18 protein-coding genes are annotated in these 20,564 nt (G+C 31.4%); 4 read left to right on the top strand and 14 right to left on the bottom strand.

The genetic code is table 11. The annotated features are described in order from the left end of the window. Positions 1 to 205 precede the first annotated feature (205 nt). The 5 genes from M4I21_RS00925 to M4I21_RS00945 form a co-directional block, all read right to left on the bottom strand. A complete protein-coding gene (locus M4I21_RS00925; RefSeq protein ID WP_249557074.1) occupies positions 206 to 817 on the bottom strand; it encodes a DEAD/DEAH box helicase in 612 nt (203 codons plus the stop codon). 235 nt (positions 818 to 1,052) lie between these two features. Beyond that, complete coding sequence (locus tag M4I21_RS00930) at positions 1,053 to 1,895, bottom strand: 1,4-dihydroxy-2-naphthoyl-CoA synthase (protein WP_249557075.1); 843 nt, start codon at positions 1,893 to 1,895, stop codon at positions 1,053 to 1,055. 60 nt (positions 1,896 to 1,955) lie between these two features. Next, on the bottom strand, positions 1,956 to 3,188 hold the full coding sequence (locus tag M4I21_RS00935) for a glycosyltransferase (RefSeq protein WP_249557076.1): 1,233 nt from the start codon (positions 3,186 to 3,188) through the stop codon (positions 1,956 to 1,958). An 11-nt stretch (positions 3,189 to 3,199) separates the two neighbouring features. Continuing rightward, complete coding sequence (locus tag M4I21_RS00940; protein WP_249557077.1) at positions 3,200 to 4,711, bottom strand: DEAD/DEAH box helicase; 1,512 nt, start codon at positions 4,709 to 4,711, stop codon at positions 3,200 to 3,202. Positions 4,712 to 4,855: 144 nt separating this feature from the next. Beyond that, positions 4,856 to 5,365 carry a DUF6155 family protein gene (locus tag M4I21_RS00945; protein WP_249557078.1) on the bottom strand — a complete coding sequence of 170 codons (510 nt, stop codon included), beginning with the start codon at positions 5,363 to 5,365 and terminating at the stop codon, positions 4,856 to 4,858. Between the two features lie 211 nt (positions 5,366 to 5,576). Here M4I21_RS00945 and M4I21_RS00950 point away from each other — a divergent pair, with 211 nt between their 5' ends. Continuing rightward, the gene (locus tag M4I21_RS00950; protein WP_072302244.1) at positions 5,577 to 6,440 is read left to right on the top strand and encodes a sigma-70 family RNA polymerase sigma factor; all 864 of its coding nucleotides are present in this window, start codon (positions 5,577 to 5,579) and stop codon (positions 6,438 to 6,440) included. 436 nt (positions 6,441 to 6,876) lie between these two features. Here the strand turns inward: M4I21_RS00950 and M4I21_RS00955 are convergent, their stop codons facing one another. The 8 genes from M4I21_RS00955 to M4I21_RS00990 form a co-directional block, all read right to left on the bottom strand. Next, complete coding sequence (locus tag M4I21_RS00955) at positions 6,877 to 8,103, bottom strand: YaiO family outer membrane beta-barrel protein (RefSeq protein WP_249557079.1); 1,227 nt, start codon at positions 8,101 to 8,103, stop codon at positions 6,877 to 6,879. 34 nt (positions 8,104 to 8,137) lie between these two features. Further along, a complete protein-coding gene (locus M4I21_RS00960) occupies positions 8,138 to 10,474 on the bottom strand; it encodes an alkaline phosphatase family protein (RefSeq protein ID WP_249557080.1) in 2,337 nt (778 codons plus the stop codon). Positions 10,475 to 10,476: 2 nt separating this feature from the next. Continuing rightward, positions 10,477 to 11,907, bottom strand: a complete 1,431-nt coding sequence (locus tag M4I21_RS00965; RefSeq protein WP_249557081.1) for a glycosyltransferase family 2 protein — start codon at positions 11,905 to 11,907, stop codon at positions 10,477 to 10,479. A 24-nt stretch (positions 11,908 to 11,931) separates the two neighbouring features. After that, positions 11,932 to 13,851: a hypothetical protein gene (locus M4I21_RS00970; protein ID WP_249557082.1), complete on the bottom strand. Its 1,920-nt coding sequence runs from the start codon at positions 13,849 to 13,851 to the stop codon at positions 11,932 to 11,934. 10 nt (positions 13,852 to 13,861) lie between these two features. Continuing rightward, complete coding sequence (locus M4I21_RS00975; protein WP_249557083.1) at positions 13,862 to 14,230, bottom strand: response regulator transcription factor; 369 nt, start codon at positions 14,228 to 14,230, stop codon at positions 13,862 to 13,864. Between the two features lie 11 nt (positions 14,231 to 14,241). Beyond that, the gene (locus M4I21_RS00980; RefSeq protein ID WP_249557084.1) at positions 14,242 to 15,951 is read right to left on the bottom strand and encodes an ATP-binding protein; all 1,710 of its coding nucleotides are present in this window, start codon (positions 15,949 to 15,951) and stop codon (positions 14,242 to 14,244) included. Between the two features lie 331 nt (positions 15,952 to 16,282). Then, the gene (locus tag M4I21_RS00985; protein ID WP_072302246.1) at positions 16,283 to 16,672 is read right to left on the bottom strand and encodes an acyl-CoA thioesterase; all 390 of its coding nucleotides are present in this window, start codon (positions 16,670 to 16,672) and stop codon (positions 16,283 to 16,285) included. A 31-nt stretch (positions 16,673 to 16,703) separates the two neighbouring features. Next, entirely contained in the window at positions 16,704 to 17,600 is an 897-nt protein-coding gene (locus M4I21_RS00990) for a DUF72 domain-containing protein (protein WP_249557085.1), read from the bottom strand. Positions 17,601 to 17,703: 103 nt separating this feature from the next. Here M4I21_RS00990 and M4I21_RS00995 point away from each other — a divergent pair, with 103 nt between their 5' ends. Then, the gene (locus M4I21_RS00995; protein WP_249557086.1) at positions 17,704 to 18,111 is read left to right on the top strand and encodes a glyoxalase; all 408 of its coding nucleotides are present in this window, start codon (positions 17,704 to 17,706) and stop codon (positions 18,109 to 18,111) included. Here the strand turns inward: M4I21_RS00995 and M4I21_RS01000 are convergent. Continuing rightward, positions 18,103 to 18,783 (bottom strand): DUF2461 domain-containing protein, encoded by a 681-nt coding sequence (locus M4I21_RS01000; RefSeq protein WP_249557087.1) that lies wholly within the window; start codon positions 18,781 to 18,783, stop codon positions 18,103 to 18,105. The two genes, M4I21_RS00995 and M4I21_RS01000, sit on opposite strands and share 9 nt — an antisense overlap. A gap of 98 nt (positions 18,784 to 18,881) precedes the next feature. Here M4I21_RS01000 and M4I21_RS01005 point away from each other — a divergent pair, with 98 nt between their 5' ends. Next, positions 18,882 to 19,676, top strand: coding sequence for a serine O-acetyltransferase (locus M4I21_RS01005; protein ID WP_249557771.1), 795 nt, complete (start codon positions 18,882 to 18,884; stop codon positions 19,674 to 19,676). Continuing rightward, on the top strand, positions 19,666 to 20,547 hold the full coding sequence (cysM, locus tag M4I21_RS01010) for a cysteine synthase CysM (protein ID WP_249557088.1): 882 nt from the start codon (positions 19,666 to 19,668) through the stop codon (positions 20,545 to 20,547). The genes M4I21_RS01005 and cysM overlap by 11 nt, the downstream gene beginning before the upstream one ends. The last annotated feature ends 17 nt before the right edge of the window (positions 20,548 to 20,564 follow it).

A 20,564-nucleotide genomic window follows, 5' to 3' on the forward strand; every position in this document is an offset into this window, starting at 1 on the left:
AATGAAAAGAAAGAAAAATATGTTATTTAAAATATAAATATATGTTAATGAAATATTGAAAATCACTGAAGGAATAATATCAATTCAACTGAAAAACAACATTTTTCTAAACAAAGTTTTATTTAGAAAATAGACCTAAGAAAATATTATTTAAAGCTAAAGTAGATTTTCGAAGGTCGGTTTAAGAAGAAATTTTTAGTGTAAATTACAACTTCACAATCTGTGCAGAAGCCATAAATGAATCTTGCATACGTTGCATGCGATCATCAAACTTAGTCCCAAAAACTAAATACTGACACTTATCTATACTCTCTGGTGTTCTAATTACTTCAGAAAACAAGCTAGGTTTTATTAAAAACTCAGCATCTTCAACTATAAATAATTCTAGTCTGTTTAGGTTTATTCCGTTTGTATAAAAAATTCTATTTAATCTTTTAGGTGTCGCAATAACAACATCTACACCGTCATAAATATCATCTCTTTGGTCGTCCATACCTTGTTCTTCATAAGCACAATACGTACGTACAGACATTCTAAACGTAAACCTATCAAATTCAGCCTTTAAATCTAATGCAGCCTGTTTGTCCTTTACAAAGATTAAAGCGCGTGGAGCATCCTCAAACTCCTCACAATTTAGTTTTTGCAACGTACTCATAACCAAAGCTGTTGTTTTACCAGATCCTTCTGGGGCTAAAGCAAAAAGGCTAGCTCCTCCTTTTATTTTAGAAAGAATTGTTTTTTGAAAAGGTAATGGTTCTGTAATTTTTAAGCGTTCTAATGCTTCTTTTAATTCTGGATGTATTTTTTTAAACGACATCTTATATTTTTTTTAGCTGATTTCTCTTTTTTAAATAACCTTACAACTTAATTGCAAAGCTACACAACAATAAAAGTTATGTTAACAACATACATTTTATTAAAAGGCAAAGGTACTATACTTTAGCCGTGTTGTTAAAGAGTAAAAAATTTTCATTTTCATATAGTGTTCTCAAAAAAAGAGTCTTAGCTTAATTGGTAAGACTCTTTTTTATTTTACACACTTAAACCTTATTTTAAGGAATCCATTTGTTTTTCCCAAAGTCAGGCTTACGTTTTTCTAAAAACGCATTACGCCCTTCTTTTGCTTCTTCGGTCATATATGCCAAACGTGTAGCTTCACCAGCAAATACTTGTTGACCAACCATACCATCATCAGTCAAGTTCATTGCAAACTTTAGCATTTTTATAGATGTTGGCGACTTTTCTAATATTTCCTGAGCCCACTCGTACGCAGTATCTTCTAATTCGTCATGCGATATAACAGCATTTACCATACCCATATCTAGAGCTTCTTGAGCAGAATAATTACGACCTAAAAAGAAAATTTCCCTAGCCTTTTTTTGTCCAACCATTTTTGCCAAATAAGCAGAACCATAACCACCGTCAAAACTAGTTACATCTGCATCAGTTTGCTTAAAAATTGCGTGTTCTTTACTCGCTAAAGTTAAATCGCACACCACGTGTAAACTATGACCACCACCAACAGCCCAACCTGGAACTACGGCTATAACCACTTTAGTCATAAAACGTATTAAACGTTGTACTTCTAAAATATTAAGTCTGTGCATTCCATCTTCACCAACATAACCTTGGTGTCCTCTTGCTTTTTGGTCTCCACCACTACAAAAAGAAAATACACCATCTTTAGTAGAAGGTCCTTCACCAGATAATAAAACAACACCTATAGACGTGTCTTCTTGTGCATCGTAAAATGCTTTGTATAATTCACTTGTAGTTTTAGGTCTAAATGCATTACGTACATTTGGTCTATTAAATGCTATACGTGCTACTCCATTGCATTTTTTATACGTAATATCCTCAAACTCCTGAGCTACTTTCCACTCAATATTTTTCATCTTGTTTTTTTATTTAGGATTACACATCTTAAAATAGAATTAAAAAATGTGACAGATATCTTATTTGTTCTTTTCTTTTTCAGCGATCCATTTAGATAAATACGTTGTACTCGTCATACTATGATGCTGTAACAAACTACCAATAAAATTGGTAGTTCTATGCTTTTCTAAATCTTTTTGCAAAGTACTAATTTTATTAGATAATTCTATTTCTAAATTAGACTTAGCGTAATATGTTTTTAAAATTTCTTCTCCGTTTTTTTGTGCTTGTAACCATTTCGTTTCATTGGTGTACAATTCTACTGCTGCAGCTACAAGATTAGCAACTGTATCTGTAATTTCTCCGTTCCAAGGCAAATTACCGTGCATACCCTCTGCCCCTATTTGTGTGGTAACATTAGGAGTGCCGTTATACATTGCATCTATTAATTTACCTTTTATACCTGCTCCAAAACGCAAAGGTGCCAAGTTTACTTTTGCTTGTTGCATAATTTGGTTTACATCTTCTCCCCAGCCGTGAACTAGAAATCCGGTTTTAGGATTGTGTTTTTCTGTAATTTGCTGTGGTAGGTAGGCACCGTAAATATGTAAATTAGCATGAGGTAATGCTTTGCGTACTAAAGGCCAAATCTCTTTATGCAACCATAAAACAGCATCTACATTAGGTTTGTGCTTGCCATTACCAATACACACAAAGTCTTGTCTGTCTTTAAATCGCGGTAAATTAGTGGTCGTATAACCTTCTAACATAAATGGCAAACGAAGGAGTATGTTAGTATCTATTTTAAAGTTTTCTTGTAACAGCTTTTCTTCATACATAGAAATTAGTAAAGAAAAGTCGCATCTATAGATACTTGCTATTTCTCGCTTTGTTATTTCTTGTGATTTTAAATCTGATTCCGAAACCTGAATTGTACCATTCTTAAATGCTATTTCTCTTGCTTTACGTAAAAAATGAAGGTCTTCGGTATCTAATATACGGATGGCATTAGGTGTATTTTGTACCACACGCCAGCCAAATTGTTCCTCGGTTAAAAACCGATCAAAAACTACAATATCCGGATTTAATTTTATTATAAAATCATCAAAACTAGTACTGTTTAATACTATTTTTTCTTCTAAAACATTTATCTCTTTAAAATTTACAGAGTAGATAGACTTTGCCGCTGTACTTGCAAATGTAACTTTGTATTGTTCTTGCTTAAAAAAGTTTATTAATTGCATAATTCGGCCACCAGCAGCTGTGGTAGTAGGCTCCGGCCAAACAAAACCAATAAATAAAACATTTTTCACGCTTGAAGAATTTACATTTTAGAAGAGAATTTCTGCGAGATACTTAATCGTAATTTACGCTCATAGTCCTCTTCTAACCACTCTTTATAGTTCTTAGTGTTATTCATTATACAGTACGAGTATTGCCTAACACGGTATTGTATTTCTTCTTTTAATTTTTTTGCTAAAATACGCGCATCAAAAACATCTTCACTATTCTCTACACATATTTTTGCGTGCTGCTCTATACTTTTTTCTAAGACCGATTTTGATTTTAGTCCTTTGGCAAAAGCATCTTTATATTCCGCTTTAATATCAAAAAATATATTATCAGATTTAGAAAACTCATCTCGTAAAGACTGCGGCATTTCATAAACAAAATCGCGCTCTATTTCTTCATCATTCTTAATATTTTCTAGGTAAAAATCTGGAAAATGAAAAATTTCTTGCCAGTCTATAGGCTCACTCCATAAACCGAATCTCTTCGCATTATTACCAAGGTCTATAACTGTAAATTCGTTTTTATGTTCTGTAAAACGAGAACCACGACCAATCATTTGAAAATACAAGGTTAACGATCTTGTTGCTCTGTTTAAAATAATAGTTTCTACCGTAGGTTCATCAAAACCAGTAGTTAGTATACTTACAGAGGTTAAAATTGCATCTGGAGTAGTAGAAAACCACTCTAGAATTTCTTTACGTTCGGAGGCTGAATTTTTATTGTCTAAATGACGTACGTTGTAACCTGCTTTTTTAAAGGTTTCATACACATAATAAGAGGTGCTAATACCATTATTAAATATTAAGGTTTTAGTACCTTTTGATAATTCCTCGTATGATGACAATAACTTGCCTTGCATAGTTTGGTTGCTATATAGCTCATCTGATGACTTTACTGTATAATCGCCATTAATACCTAGTTTTAAGGTTTTAAGACCAACATCGTAACTATATTGCTTTGCTTTAGATAAGAATTTACGTTTAATTAAAGATTTTATAGACTCGCCAATAATTAACTTTTTGTAATTATCTTTCATTGGCAACTTAATATTAGAACTAAGCGGTGTTGCCGTAACTCCTAATATATACGAATCTTTAAAATACTTAAATAGCTTACGAAAAGAATTGTAATGTGCTTCATCTATAATAACCAAGCCAATATCCTCTAGCTCAACACTATCTTCTTGTAGCCTGTTATTAAGCGTTTCTACCATGGCTACAAAACACTTGTAACCATTTTGGTCGTTAAGGTCTTTAACGCTACTATTTATAACCTTGTTTTTTACACCAAAACCATCTAGCATTCTAGATGTTTGTGCACTTAACTCTATTCTATGTGTAAGTACAACAACCTTTTTATTTTTTTCTTCTATAAACCTACGAGCAATTTCTGAAAAAACTACAGTTTTTCCGCCACCAGTAGGTAATTGATATAGTAAATTGATACCATCGGGATTCTCTTCAAAATAGGTGAATATTTTATTAAGATCTTCTTCTTGATAGTCGTATAATGTTTTTTCTGTAGTTGTTTTATGCTCTTCCAAATGAGATAACCTATTTTGTAATTAATCGTAGAAAACGACTTTAAGTTTAAAAATAAACCTTGCTAAATTAGGAGATTTTTGTGCCTTAATAAAACTTATGGCCATAAAATTGATAAAAAAACGGACAAAATAACGGTTAGCAGATTAATCTATACTGTCTAAAGCTCTAGAGAAACCATCTGCATACATCCAGTTTTTATCTTGTGTTTCGGTATAAATTAGTACAATTCTGTTTTTAAATTCTGGTAAAATAGAATTTACAGCAATGTATTGTACCGCCTGCTCAAAAGAGTTAAGCATGCTTTTATAAAATGCATCTGGTACATTTTTATGCTGTGCAAATTCTTGAGCAATTTCTATATTATACAACATAACATCTGCCACCAAAGGCGCATCTACACCTAACAATAAAAAGTTTTTAATGTATTTCTGAGCTACAGATCTACGCGCTCTTGGTCTTTTGCGTTTTACAGGAAAGTACTCGTTTCCTATTTTTAGTTTAGCTTCTTGTACGAGTTTTTCTTCTTTAGGGTTAAAAACAAAGCTATAGTATGCCTTAACAGCAGGGAACTTCTCGTACAAGCTCAATAATTGCTCTTCTAATTCTCGCTTTTTTAATTCTGACAAATACTTTTTTAAAGCTCTTTTACTCATACAAACATCTATAATTCTCGAAAGTTACCAAATAAAATAAAAACGAAAGGTATTATTTATATAGATGTCTAGTAGGTAGTTAAATATTGATCTTAAAAAAAAGTAAGTAATTTATTCATAAGTAATGTATAAACATAATGTTAAATGTTTGGAAAATAACATTTTAAAATGTATACTGTACCTTTAAACTTTAAATTAACGGAACAGATATATGAGGCAACTAAAGATTATCAAGCAGGTTACAAATAGAGAATCAAAATCACTAGACAAATACCTGCAAGATATCAGCAAAATAGATCTAATTACTGCAAATGAGGAAGTAGAGTTAGCTCAAAAAATACGTGCAGGCGACGAGGCTGCATTAGAAAAATTAACTACAGCAAATTTAAGATTTGTTGTTTCTGTTGCTAAACAATATCAAAATCAAGGTCTAAAATTACCCGATTTAATAAACGAAGGTAATGTTGGTTTGGTAAAAGCTGCTAAAAGATTTGATGAAACTAGAGGTTTTAAGTTTATTTCTTATGCCGTTTGGTGGATTAGACAATCCATTTTACAAGCTTTAGCAGAACAGTCCAGAATTGTACGTTTGCCTTTAAACAAAATTGGTTCTATAAATAAAATTAAAAAAGCATTTTCTTATTTAGAGCAAACTCACGAAAGACCACCTTCTGCAGAAGAAATTGCAAAAGAATTAGAATTGTCTGTTAGTGAGGTAAAGCAGTCGATGAAAAATTCTGGAAGACACGTTTCTATGGATGCTCCTTTTAAAGAAGGTGAAGATTCTAACTTATATGATGTAATTAAATACGGAGAATCTCCTAATCCTGATGAAAAATTAATGCACCAATCTTTAAATACAGAGATTAATAGAGCATTAGAAACATTATCACCTAGAGAAGCAGATGTTGTTAAATTATACTACGGTATAGGAGATAAACATTCTATGACTTTAGAAGAAATAGGTCAGATTTTTGATTTAACACGTGAGCGTGTTAGACAAATTAGAGAAAAAGCAATTCGTAAATTAAAACACAACTCTAGAAGTAAAATCTTAAAAACATATTTAGGATAGTTTATTTTTCGAGTATAAAAAAAGGAGCAACGTTTATGTTGCTCCTTTTTTTATGCTTTTTTTTCAGTAATGTAGTAAATACTAAGAATAATTTAGTTTGGTTACATTAATTTCTGATAAAATTTGATTTAGGCTCTCTACAAATGATAAATAAGCCGAGTTGTTTGGGTTTGCCATGACAAAAGATTTTGGGTTTAACTTAAATAAATTGATTAGAAACTTATATATAATCTAATTCTATTAACTCGTTTAGACTTAAAATTTCATTTAAATCATGTAAGAAGTTTAGGTATTCTTCTCCGTATGTATCGTATAGCATAATAAGTAGGTTATTTGGGTTTCTAATCTTTTATAAAACTAAAGAAACACTACTTATGTTACAACTAAATGTGGTGAACTTATTCTTTTTTGTTGTGAAACGATATGTTTAATATAGTTACCAATTAAATTGATATTTTAGACCACCACTAACTGCTAAATAAAACTCGTTTGGTGTAAAAATTAACTCCTGTCTTGTTACACCAATACTTGTAGCAACTATATTTTTACTGCTTTTTGCTGTAAAATTGTAGGTTAATAAGGCTTCTTGGGACTCTAAATAAAAGATTGACTCTGATAATAATACATTGTTTTCTGTAAGCTGTGTGGTCTCTGGAGAAAATCCAAACCCAAATTGAAAACCTAGATAATTGTTCTTATCCTTTAAATAGCGACGGACCGTAAAACTATTAGAAAAGCTAATAGAGCCACCACTTGGATTAACATATGGTCTCCACGATACATAATAGTTACCAGGATACCAACTAATAGAAGCAGTTAACACGGTAGCATCTTTACCTTTAAATTGTAAATATCTAGCACCGATAGAGGCTTCTAATGACTTTGGTAGACTTTTGTAAACTTCTGCTCCTACTCTATGATTTGGATAAATTACAGCATTAGAAAATGCATAACTAGCATACCCATACATTTTTTTTGAAAGCTTAGGGTACGCATCTACCTGAAATTGCAATCCGTCTGTACTAAACCTATTGCTGTAATTTATAGTCGGTAGTATAGCGCCAAACTTAGTGGTGCGTTTATAGGCTATACTCCCAAAATACATAGGGTCATAAACCGTATTAAAAGAGTGCGCATCTGCACTTAATAAAATAGCATTTTTAGTGGTTTTGTTTTTAGCTATTATTTGTTCTGTTGGGATAGTTTGAAGTATATCCGGTTCTGAATTTATTGCAATTAATGCTTCATTTTTTAGATTTATAAGATCTCTATTATTGTTTAAATATAATAGTCCTTTGTTTGATAATCCCAAGGCTGTTTGGTAATTTTCAGCATACAATTCATTTTTAATTGCGGCAACCCAAACCTCAGAATTGGTTTTATCTCTACTCGTTATGTTATTAAAATGCAACCTAGCTTCATCATACTTAGCATCCCAAGTTAAGGTCTTTGCCAATAGGTTTTCTACGTCTGTGTATTTGGGGTACTTAGATAAAATACGTTTTAAAGTGTCCCTTGCTTGTATTCTCTTATTTGCAAAAGCTAAAGTACGGGCCTGTAAAAATGAAGCGTCTGGATCTCCTGTATACTCTTTAGACTGGCAAAAGCCCGTGAAAACAAAAAGAATTAGAGATACTAGAGTTATGTACTTTTGGTACTTCATACAGTGGTAAATGTGGTTAAGTTGACTTGCTATTTTATAACGTTTTTTTTGCTAGTTCTGTATAAGCTCGTTTTAATTTAATAGCTACTTGTTTATCGTCTATATTATTTCTCTTAATTAGAAATTCTAATTCCATACTCTTTTCATTTTGATTAGACCAAAAATAAACATCAAGTAAGGCTTTGTAAGAATCTGCATAACTGGGATTTAGAGAAATACACTTTCTAAGTATTTTTTCTGCTTCAACATAATCTTTATTCCAAGCATTTATTCTGCCTGTTAAAATTTTTGCATCTATATGACTGGGAATTTCTATTAAAATATACTTACAAATACGCAAAGCCTTGTCTGTTTCTCCTTTAAATGCTAGGTTTTGAGCCGTTTTATAGGCACTGCCAAAACTCTGACCATTAAGAATACTGTTTAACCATATTTTGTCGGCCTCAGAAAACACTTCTTTCTTGACTTTAAAAATTGCTAAGTTTTCAGGAATAAGCTTGTTATACCTAGTAACGTAGGAGTTTATAGATTTAAAATTTACGAGTAAGTCCTTGACAGTGTCATTGGTAGTTTGCGTTAGATTTAGACGTTCATCAAACTTATAAACACTACCAGAGGTATAAAAATAATTGTTGTGTATGTAGTCTTTTATCTGGCTCTTAGTGCGCATTAAAGGTATATCTCTTGTAGCTGTAAAATGCTTGGTAGTACTAAGCTCCTCTCCCAGCCAAGCTATTTTTTTAGGTACACTTATACCATAATTATTTGCCAATAAACTTACTAAAGACGGAGCAATATCTAAATGAGATGTTACACCTTTTATAGTTTCAGGTTTTTTTAATAATGGACTGTATATTAGCAACGGAACATGAAACTTACGTAATTGATTATTTGTTGTTACAGGTGCTAAATTATGAGTGCCCGTAATTACAAAAATAGTGTTGCTATATTCTTTTTTTGCTTTATAAGCTTGTATAAAATACTGTATTGCATTATCTGCATACAATAAACTAGCATACCTATTTTTATGATCTTCTATGCGTTCTATAGTGCTTTTTACAAGCCTAGATTGTTCAACAATTTTTTCAACCTTATTTATATATAAAGATTGATTAGGCACTAAAAATGGTTCTGCTGTAGAGGTTGTAAAAAAGACATCTAACCTTGGTTTGTAACTGTTTCGGTTGGTATTAAAGCTTTTTTTAAACAGTTCTTTATCTGGATAGCCTATAGAATGACCAGAATCGTCTGTAGGAGAAAGAGAATAATTAGCTCCATAGTAGCTGCGATTTAGCAACAAATCTACCTGCTCTTGTTGTACAAAATTATCTAAATTATTAAACGAGCTGTTTGTGCCTTGTAAATAAGCTGTGGTGTACCCATTATTTTTTAAAATACCAAACAGTGTTAGCCTATTTACAGGACTGGATAACTCCATAAATCCTTTTTTGCCGTACGGTAAAGAGCCTGTAATTGCTGGTACAGCTCCAAAATCTTTTGCAGTTGTACTTAAACAGTTTTTCCAATAGAGAGATTGTTGCGCTAACGAATCTAAGAAAGGAGTAAATCCTCTGTACGTAGCTTTGGTGCCAATAAAATTGCTCCCAAGACCATTTACCATAATAAGCACAATGTTTGGCTTTTGCTTTTTTAAGTTGAAATAACTCCCCAATACATCTTTGGTTGCGTTCTTTTTTAATAAAGGATACGGAGGGTTGTTTCTATTTTCTAAATAACTATCGTCCTCTAAGTAATCTTCATACAAGTTAACTGCTAAGTACTGGGTTTTATTCTGATTTATAGGTTGACCCGCCATAAACAAATTAGCAATAAAAATAGATAGCAGAAAAAATGTAAACGGAAACATCTTGTTTACATAATGGTAGTATTTAGCTGTAATTAAGTACGTTCCATAAAAAATAAACACCACAATCACAATCATTAACAACAGTAAAAACGGAATTGTTATATTTTTAAATGCTGCTGTTTTAATACTATTAAAATTATATTCTAAAATGTCTGCTCCCAATGGGGTATACATTTTTGTGTAATATACTAGTAGAAAACACTCTATAGAAAGTAAAACAATAAGTATAAAAAGTGTACATCTAAATCCCCTATAAAATTTAGATTTTTCTAAAAAATGAAAAGGAACTGCAAGCAATAAGCCAACAAATGCAGTGTAGCCAAGATGGTGTGTAATACTAAGCAAAAAACTTATACTTAATATACTGTCTATAATACCTTTATTAAATAAAACTATATATTGATAAAGAGACAATAAAATTAAAACAAAAGCAAACGAGATTAGCAACCTTGTATAATGCTTTAAGGTTAAATCTGGACTTGTATTTGCTATAGTTGCATTCATTATTAAGCAGCTTTAGTAAATCCTTTACGGGTAATTGTACCCCAGCCAGACTTTATTTTAAATAACTTCTTGTAATTACCTCTTACGGCAGAAAATGTTACTATTGGATGAAAAATAAAAGGTTCCAGAACGGCAAAAATCATTAGTATAAAAATATCTTTTGCTTTGTATTGATTGTATGCATAAACTTCCCAGAAAATAGCAAAAAAAGAAAACATTACAGAAAAGGAAAATACAGCAGCAGTAATGGCAACAAAAAACTTAAAGTTTAAAATACCGAAATAGTAAAATAAAACAATTGATATAAAACCAAAAAACTCTAATAATGGTGCCAACCATTCGTAAAAAAACCAATAGGGATAACTAAGCATGCCTAGTCTACCATATTTTGGATTAAAAAACATATCCTTATGCTTTGTAAGTGTTTCTAAATTGCCTCTAGACCACCTATCTCTTTGGTTTACAAATATTTTAATTTCTTCTGGTACTTCTGTCCAGCATAAAGGGTCTGGAATGTATTCTACTGTATACGGTAAATCTCTTTCGTGCATATATCTACGCATTCTAAAAACAATTTCCATATCCTCACCAACCGTATTGGTATCATAACCACCTGCAGCTAAAGCTATTTCACGGTCAAAAAAACCAAATGCTCCGGAGATAATTAACAAACTATCTATACTACCCCAAGCCATACGGCCTAAAATAAAAGATCTAGTATATTCTAATAACTGAAATTTAGCCAACCAATTTTTTGGCAGTCGTACTTCTTCCAATTCGCCACCATCTATAATACAAGAATTTGCCACCCGTATAACTCCGCCAACTGCAATTACTCGTTTTTCTGATCGCTGAAAAAATGATTTTACTACATGTAATAGAGCATCTGGCAATAATAAACAATCTACATCTATACAGCCAACGTACCTATTGTTAGATAGTTGCATACCTGTGTTTAAAGCATCTGATTTACCGCCATTTTCTTTATCGATAACTGTTAGTTTAGAAAATGCTTTTTGTTTCGATTTATAGATGCCACGTATGGGTTTACATTGCCAATTAGGATCTATTCTTTGCTCTATTTTTTCTAATTCATAAGCAACAATCATTTTTTCTAATGTATCGTCTTTGCTACCATCATTAACAACCATTACCTCATAATCTACATAGTTCAGAGATAATAACGATCTTACATTTTCTACAATATTTAAACCCTCATTGTAAGCCGGTGCAATAATGGTAATACTTGGAGCTAATGGAGAAGCCATTACTTTAGATAAATCTCCAAAGCTATTTTTTCTACGGTAATGTAAAGTATGCTTGGTTGCCAAATACCCCATTACGGTATACCCCGCAAACAGAATTATGGTAAACATTAAAAATATAATGTTTATATAGTCTACAACAATTGTAAAAAAATCGTTTTGAAACATAAGTTGCCATTTCTATGGCATAATTTAATTGTGCTTTTTTTTGTAAAACTCCTCTGATAGCTTAAAGTTGATATCAAAATAATTAAGTTCATCCTCTGCTTTATCCATTAGACCTTCTTCTAAGAAGCAAAACTCTAAGGATAATAATTCTTTGTCTAAAGCTGTTTTACTAACGAGTACCGCTATAGTGCTAGGTGTTATTTTTGGGCCAGAAATGTCGTTATACGTTACATCAGATAGTTCTACTGTATTTGTGGTGTTTACATCCAAACTTACAGCGTTTTCTTTCTCTTTTCTGAGTTGCAATTTTGCTTCTATAATTTCTTTAACTATAGCTGCCTTTTTTTTAATTTCTAGTTCAGGAGCTTCTAATAAATCAGTGACCAACTGTAATTCTTTTTGGTCTCCTAAAGCTGCAATTTCATCTAAAAGAATAAGCTTGGCTTCTGTATCACAAACATCATATAAACTCTTAAATACACTTTGGCTGTTAAAAATTATCGTCTTAGAAGCATCTTCAACCTTTTTAAGTTCCGCTACCCCTTCTTCTGTTTTGTTCTTCTCTAGGCTGCTATAGAGAGCATTAACATTATCAATCGCTATACTTTCTTTTTTAGATTCTAAAAACTCTATAAATTCTAAATGTTTTATATCGTCCAGAGGTACATCTTCAACAATAACATCGGTATCACCCAAAGTAAAATCTATTGTTTCTGTTACCTCTTCTGTATCATCTTGGACAGGTAGTTCTTCTGTATTTGCTATTAATTGATCTATTGCAGATGTTACATCTTTTTCTACTTCGGTTCTAGGCGTAATTGTTACTTCTAGAGGATTAATTGCCTTTGTTGGCTTTGCTAAAATTTCTTGAGTATCAATATTTTCTAAACCTTCTAATTCTAAGTCGTTCTCTGGCAACAAACTATTTATAGCTGCTAAAGCCTTGTTCTTAACAGCAAATACTTCGTTACGATCTTCTATTGTGTTTAAAAATTGTACATCTTCTTTAAAACCAAGGTTTTCCAAAGCTTCAATTATTAAAAGTTTAGAATCGTTTGTACTACTATGAAACACTTTTTTTAACGACGCCCTTGCGATTACCAAATTAAACTCACTAACACATTGTATTGCAACTTGTCTAATTAAATTATTTTTATGTCTAATTAACTGTATAATAGAATCGTTAGCATCACTTTGGTTGTAATATTTAACCAAACGCAAAGCAAACAATACGGTATCTGTATTTTTAGAAAACAACCAGTTTTTAAACCTAGGTGGGTCGTAATTTTTCTTATTCTGAAGAATCTCTAATAGCTTAAGTTGCTGCCATTCTGAAATTTTATATTGTGTTGTATCTAAGAAATAGTTTATTCCTTCATCTTTTAAAGATACAATTGCAATTACGGATTGTTTGCGTAAAACTCCCCTGCTACCATTAACAAACTTGGTTATTTTTTTATAAGAATCTGTTACTTGCATCTGTGTTAGCTCTAGTACACCTTGAGAGATGGTATACCAACGCCAGCTTTTTAGTTTTTCTAATGCGTCTTTATCTAAGCCTAAGTTAACATATAAACTATGCAATTGCTTTAAGGTTTCTCCAGATAAATCTTGACTTAACTCTACTAATACTTCTGATAAAACTTTACGATTGCGCTTATTTTTAAGCATTTGTCTTATTTTTATTTTAAGACGTATGTAATTGTTTTTATCTTCTAAGGTTGCAGTTTCTTCATCAAAAAAAAGAAACTCGCTCACAATAGGACCTAGCTCTCTCTTTTTTATTTTTTTTCGTTGTAACTTAAATGTTAAGTTACTTTTTGTGTAAAATGTTATGGCAATATATAGTGCTGTTATGACTGCAAAAATAATCGCTAATATCCATAAAAACCCAACACCAATTTTTGGTGCTATAGTTAAGTAGGTTACATTATTAATGATCATTTTTTAGCAATTAAGCGCTTTTTAAAACTCTAGCAACTCTTATTAATAATTCTGGAGGACTAACTGGTTTAGACAAAAAATCGTTTGCTCCCATTTCAAAAGCATTTAGTACATTTTCCTCATTACCAGCAGAAGATATTATAATTATGGGTAGTTTAGAATTTAACTCGTTTCTTACATAATCTATAAGTTCTATACCAGACATGTAAGGCATCATAATATCGCTAACTATAAGGTCTGGAGTAGTGGTTGTAAGATACTTTTTTACGTCTTTACCATTTACAACTACATCTACAGCATAGCCACTTTTTTCTAATCTAAATTTTAATAAAGAAGAAAGTAATTCGTCATCTTCAGCCAGCAATAATCTCTTTTTCATACATCTTTATTTTATGCCTCTTGTGCTAATCTTAGCAGCTCATCATCTAATTGTTGATCTATTACTGGGTACTCTTCTATAAAACAGTTGTATAAGAAATTAAGATGTTTTACATCTATATCACCTTTAATAGCATTTTCCATTTCAAGCACAGTATCATGTAAAGCTTCAGTCTTCATCATTTTTAAACCAGCTTTTATTTTATGAGTAGAAAATTTTAGACCTTCATAATCTTCATTTTTAATATGTACAATAGCTTTACCTATAAATTCTAGCGCATTGTTTTTAAACAACTTAATTAGCTCCTGTAGCATTCCTATGTCTCCCATACACTCGTTTAAAACTGGTGTGAGATTAATTTTAGGAACCTCTCCTTTGTCATTTATATGATTGCTTGTTAATGTTTCCATATTGGCATTATTTTCAATTTGTTCTAACAGGGTACTAAGTAACTCGTCAGAGGTGTAGGGTTTAAGTAAAAATTCTGTAAAATTTGAGATATTAAATTCGGTACTAGTTCTTATATCGTGATCTGCTGTAACAGCAATTATTGGCGTGTTTTTCACCCTTAAGTCATTGTTATTTCTAATTTCCTCAGCTATTTGGTCACCATTTTTACCTGGCATTCTAAGATCCATTAAAATAATATCTATAGGGTTGTTTTCTAGAATCTCTAAACCAACATTACAGTTATCTGTAATAAAGGTTTTACAATTCCATTTTTTAAGTTTAAGTTCTATTAACTTTTGATTTAACATATTATCCTCAAAAATTAAAACTTGCATATCTGCAATACCTTTAGAAAGTGAAGATCTAGTAGGTTCTTCTGGTTTTTTAAACGGCAACATAAATGTAAACATGGTACCTACATCTACTTTACTAGATACAGAAATAGTACCCTCCATAGATTCTATTAATTGCTTAGCCACATTTAAACCAAGCCCAATACTGGATTTATCTTGACTATAAAAATCAAAAACGGTGTCTAACTTATCATCCGAAATTCCAAAACTAGTATCTGTAACCGTAAATTCTATAAAAACCTTATCCTCTGTTTCTTGCTGTAATTTTGAAACAACTAAAATTTCTCCCTTCTGTGTAGTTTGTACCGCGTTACCAACTAAATTTAAAAGAATCTGAGACAACTTAGAAGGATCCCCAATAAGATCATTTGGAATAGTATTAGCCGCAGTGTAATCTAGCTTTAATGATGTGTTTAAAATTAAAGCATTACATAAAAATAATACATCCTTTACTATAGTATGAAACTTAATGGTTGTGCTTTCGTTAGTGCCTATTGCATCATTTCCTGTGTAGTCTATAATGTCTTTAGATACAGTTAAGATATTGCTAGACGATGTCTGAATCTCTTTTACTATTTTTTCTTGTTCCATAGTTAAGTTGCTTTTTAATAGTTTCTCAGAAAATTTTAGAATGCCATTTAGGGGAACGTTTATCTCTTTATTTGCTGCAGTAACCAGTAGACTTTGTAATGTTTGCTGTGTCTCTTCTAGCTCTGTTTTACTATCAATAATAGTGTTAGAGCTACAAGGATTATTTAGACTACCGTTTATGGTATTCTTATAATCTAGTAAAGACTTAAAACTGTTTAATGCATTCCTGAATGAATCTGCTTCCTTTGCAGATAATTCGTCAAAAGAAAAACGAGTTAGTTTTTCTTGCAAATTAGATAATGAAGTATGTAGGTCGTTCAATTTCAATTTGGGGGAAATTTTACATTAATATTTTCTGCAAACCATTACTATATTGGTTTATACTACGGTAAAACTCAGTAATTAAAGAAGCATCAACAATTAAATGTTATCTATGTATCTTTTTTTGTTGTGAAATAGCCTTATTTGTAAGTATACCTTCTAGTATCTGCATCAATTAACCGTTTTTATTGGTTTTTCATCTATTTAAAATACGAAATACCAAAATCCACTTTCAATTTAAGTCAATCCAATTAACTTGTTTAAAATCAGATATTTAAATGCAAAAAGCCTTTGTGACATGTCACAAAGGCTTTAAAAGAATGTTAACTGGTCTTATTTACTGTGCCAGTCTGTCTTTTACATATTCTATTTTTGTTTTTCCGTGTGGTTTTGGTTTGCCATCAGGACCTAGATTTACCATAATAATATTATCGACAGTCAAAATAGTTTCTCTTGTCATCTTATTACGTACTTCGCAATTTAATGTTAAAGAAGAAACTCCAAATTTTTCAACCTCAATACCTATTTCTACTATGTCACCTTCTGTTGCAGAGCTCATAAAATTAATCTCTGACATGTACTTGGTAACCACTTTTTTATTTTCTAACTGTATAATAGTATACAATGCTGCTTCTTCATCTACCCATGCTAAAACTTTACCACCAAAAAGTGTTTTATTAGCATTTAAATCCCCTGGTTTTACCCATTTTCTACTGTGAAATCTCATAATATTACGATTTAGAATACAAAATTAGCTATTAAAATAGGGTTAGACTAGTATCTAACAAAGTTTTAGGAATTTTTAAATTAGAGTCAACTTTTTTGTTTAAACTGCTAATAAAACTAGCCGATAATAATGGGGAATCTAATTCCATGTTCTGATGCACAAAAAAATGAATGTTTTTAAGTCCTTTTTCTTTCCAGGATTGTAGTCTAGTTGCCCAGTCCTCCAGTCTATCATAATCGCTTTTATGGTTTGCTCCAACAAAACGTATAAAAGCTTCATTATTTGTTAAGCGCATATGCAACAAGTCTCTTCTGCCAGCAGTATCTACAATGGTATTCGCTATATTATTCTCTTGCAATAAATAATATAATTCCCGAGCTGTATTTTCATCATTAAACCAATCTGTATGCCTAAATTCTATTGCAAGTTTAATTTCTTTAGGCCAATATTTTACAAATTTCACAACCTTATTCCAGTTTTTAGGATCAAAATTAGAATGCAATTGTAAAAAAATAGTTCCTAGTTTCTCTTTTAAGGTCGATGTAGCTTCTAAATAACGATCTAAAATAGGATATACGGTAGTGTCTAATTTATAAAGATGACTAACTTCACTCGTTATTTTTGGAAAAAACATAAAATTAGAGGGTGTTTTATCATACCATTTTTGGTATTGCTCTCTAGGAAAAAACCTGTAGAAAGTAGCATTTAATTCTATTGAGTTAAATTGCGATGCATAGTACACCAATTCATCTTTTGTTCCTCTTGGATAAAAGTTCTTTAAATCTTGCTTATTCCATTTTGCACAACCAACAGAAATTTGTAATGCTGTATCTGTTTTAGCTCTTTCTAACACTGTAACAGTATCTAAATGATCTAATGGTAATTTAAAATCTACTACTTCTGGGTTAATTACTTTACCAAACTTCATAATTTAAATGTATTATACTAAATGTTCATAACCACGTTAAAAACTAATTTAATCCTAAAATTTAGACTCTCTTAGATATTGTACCTTTAATAAAACACTAGTTATGAACCAAAGATCTACAGACCTCTTGCGTATTAGGCCAGAAATAAAAACTACTAAAATAGTAGACGGAATTAGTACTAATGAGCTTTTTCAGAACAAAACTATTAGGCCTATTCTTAAATTGCAAAACGATTTACTCTTACTTGTTTTTAAAAACTACATTAAAAAGCACAAAAATAAATTTTACACACTAGTTTTAGATAAAAGACTAGAGTATATAGATAATGCCGTACAAAAAGACAGTAAGTTTAGGAACGCTCTAAAAGGCATAATTATAGGTCAATTTACGGTGGAAGAATATCAAATTTACATTCAAAATTCATCAGCCCTAAATAAACGCATGATGTCTATGGCTGTTACGAGATTAAAAGATCAGCTTCAATTTTTTGAAGAGTCAACTTTAGTCTAAAATAGATTCGCCGTTTAGGTTTGTCGTTAACACATCACTCATTAAATCAAAAAATGGTCTAACTGTGGCAAACGACTTGTTTATAGTGTTTAAAAAATTAGAAGACAATACCTCTTTATCTGTGAATTTACGGGTAAAAACGTATTGTTTTTTACGTAGAAGATCAATGTCTTTATGCGCTACATCAAAACCTTTTGGTGCTCTTTTTAACTCATCGCCTTCTAATTCTCCCCAAATAGCTTTAAATTCTTTATTAGAAATAGCTTCTCTAAACTCAGATGCATCCAATTCTAACTCTTTTCTAATTCTAAATAAATCTTCTTTGTTTGGATCCCAAAAGCCAATTGCTATAAAGCTACTGCCAGACTCTATATGCACATAATAACCACCTCTAAGTCTAGCTCCTGCCCTAGCAAAAGATCCGCTTAAATGTGTTTTGTATGGTGTTTTATTTTTAGAGAAACGTACATCCCTGTAGATTCTAAATACTTTAGATTTTTCAATATCGTCGTGTAAGTTTAATTCTTCCAACAAAGCCAAAATAAAATCTTTAAATGATTTTTCTTCAACTTTAAACTCATCTTTATGCTCTAAAAACCATTCTCTTGTGTTGTTTTCTTTCAACTTATTTAAAAAATCGAATGTATTTTTAGATATAACCTCATTTTTCATAAAAATCCTACTAATATATTATTTATGCTAAAGTTAACGGTTTTTAGAAGTTTTTTTATAGAAATAATGGTTAATTTTGATAGTTGAATTCATTATATATGACACTAAAATCTGTAATTGACGAAATTGAGTTACACAAAAAACAACCCAATTTAAACTTTAGTCTAAAAGAAAAAACAGAGGTTTTTACGCAAAAGCTTTTTTATACTTTGTTTGACACACAGACTCCTGTTAAAGAAAACTTAGAGTTATTAGAAGTACAGTTTGATGAATTGGTTAATCTTGCTTGCTGGCAAGTAGACAAACCGTGTAAAAAAATATGGGATCGTTATGTTGTAACGTTACCCAACATATTAAAAAAACTAAACTTAGATGCTGAAGCTATTGTTAATTGTGACCCAGCATCTTTATCTATAGAAGAAGTCTATATGGCTTACCCTGGCTTTTACGCTATTGCTATTTATAGATTGGCCCACGAGTTACACACGATTGGTTTTCCGCTAATGCCGCGTTTAATGACAGAATATGCACATAGATTAACAGGTGTAGACATAAACCCCGGCGCGCAAATAGGAAGTTCGTTCTTTATAGACCACGCCACAGGTGTTGTAATTGGCGAAACTGCTATTATAGAAGATCACGTAAAAATATACCAAGGAGTTACTTTAGGCGCATTATTTGTAGCTAAAAGTTTGCAACAAACAAAAAGACACCCTACCATAAAAAACAATGTTACAATTTATGCTAATGCTACTATTTTAGGTGGAGATACCGTTATTGGAGAAAACACAATAATTGGCGGTAATGCCTGGGTTACAAGCTCTATACCTGCTAATTCTAAAGTGTTTCACAAAACAGAAATTAAAATTAAAACTACAAATAATGTATCATAGTATTCTAGATTTAATAGGTAATACACCTCTAGTAGAATCTAAAGTTTTAAACACGAATCCTAATGTTAAGCTTCTATTTAAGTTAGAAGGTCAAAACCCTGGTGGTAGTGTTAAAGATCGTGCGGCTTATAATATGATTAAAAGTGCGCTAGATAGAGGCGATATAGATAAAAACACCAAACTTGTAGAGGCCACTAGTGGTAATACTGGTATTGCTTTAGCTATGATTGCAGGTATTTTTGACTTAGATATAGAGATTGTATTGTCTGAAGGTTCTACTATAGAACGCATTCAAACAATGCGCGCTTATGGTGCAAAAGTAACCTTGACTCCTGCAGATATTGGTATTCTAGGAGCTAGAGATTATGCCGAAAATCAAGTTAAAAAAGGAGCCGTAATGCTTAATCAATTTGGCAATAACGATAATTGGAAAGCACATTACAAAACTACAGGGCCAGAAATATGGAAAGATACTGACCATAAAATAACTCATTTTGTATCTGCGATGGGCACAACAGGTACTATTATGGGGACTTCTACCTATTTAAAAGAACAAAATAAAGAGATACAAATTGTAGGTGTGCAACCAAAAGATGGTGCTAAAATACCTGGAATTCGTAAATGGCCACAAGAATATTTACCAAAAATATTTAATGCATCTAAAGTAGATACTATACTAGATGTTAGTCAAGAAGAAGCAGAACAAACAACACTGCTACTTGCTAAAAAAGAAGGCATATTTGCTGGTGTTAGTAGCGGTGGCGCAGCTTTTGCCGCTATAAAATTAGCAAGCACACTAGAAAGTGGTACTATTGTATCTATTGTTTGTGATAGAGGTGATAGATACTTATCTTCTGGCTTATTTGATTAAGATTTAATTAGATGATG

This window comes from Cellulophaga sp. 20_2_10 (genome assembly GCF_023476645.1).
GTDB lineage: Bacteria > Bacteroidota > Bacteroidia > Flavobacteriales > Flavobacteriaceae > Cellulophaga.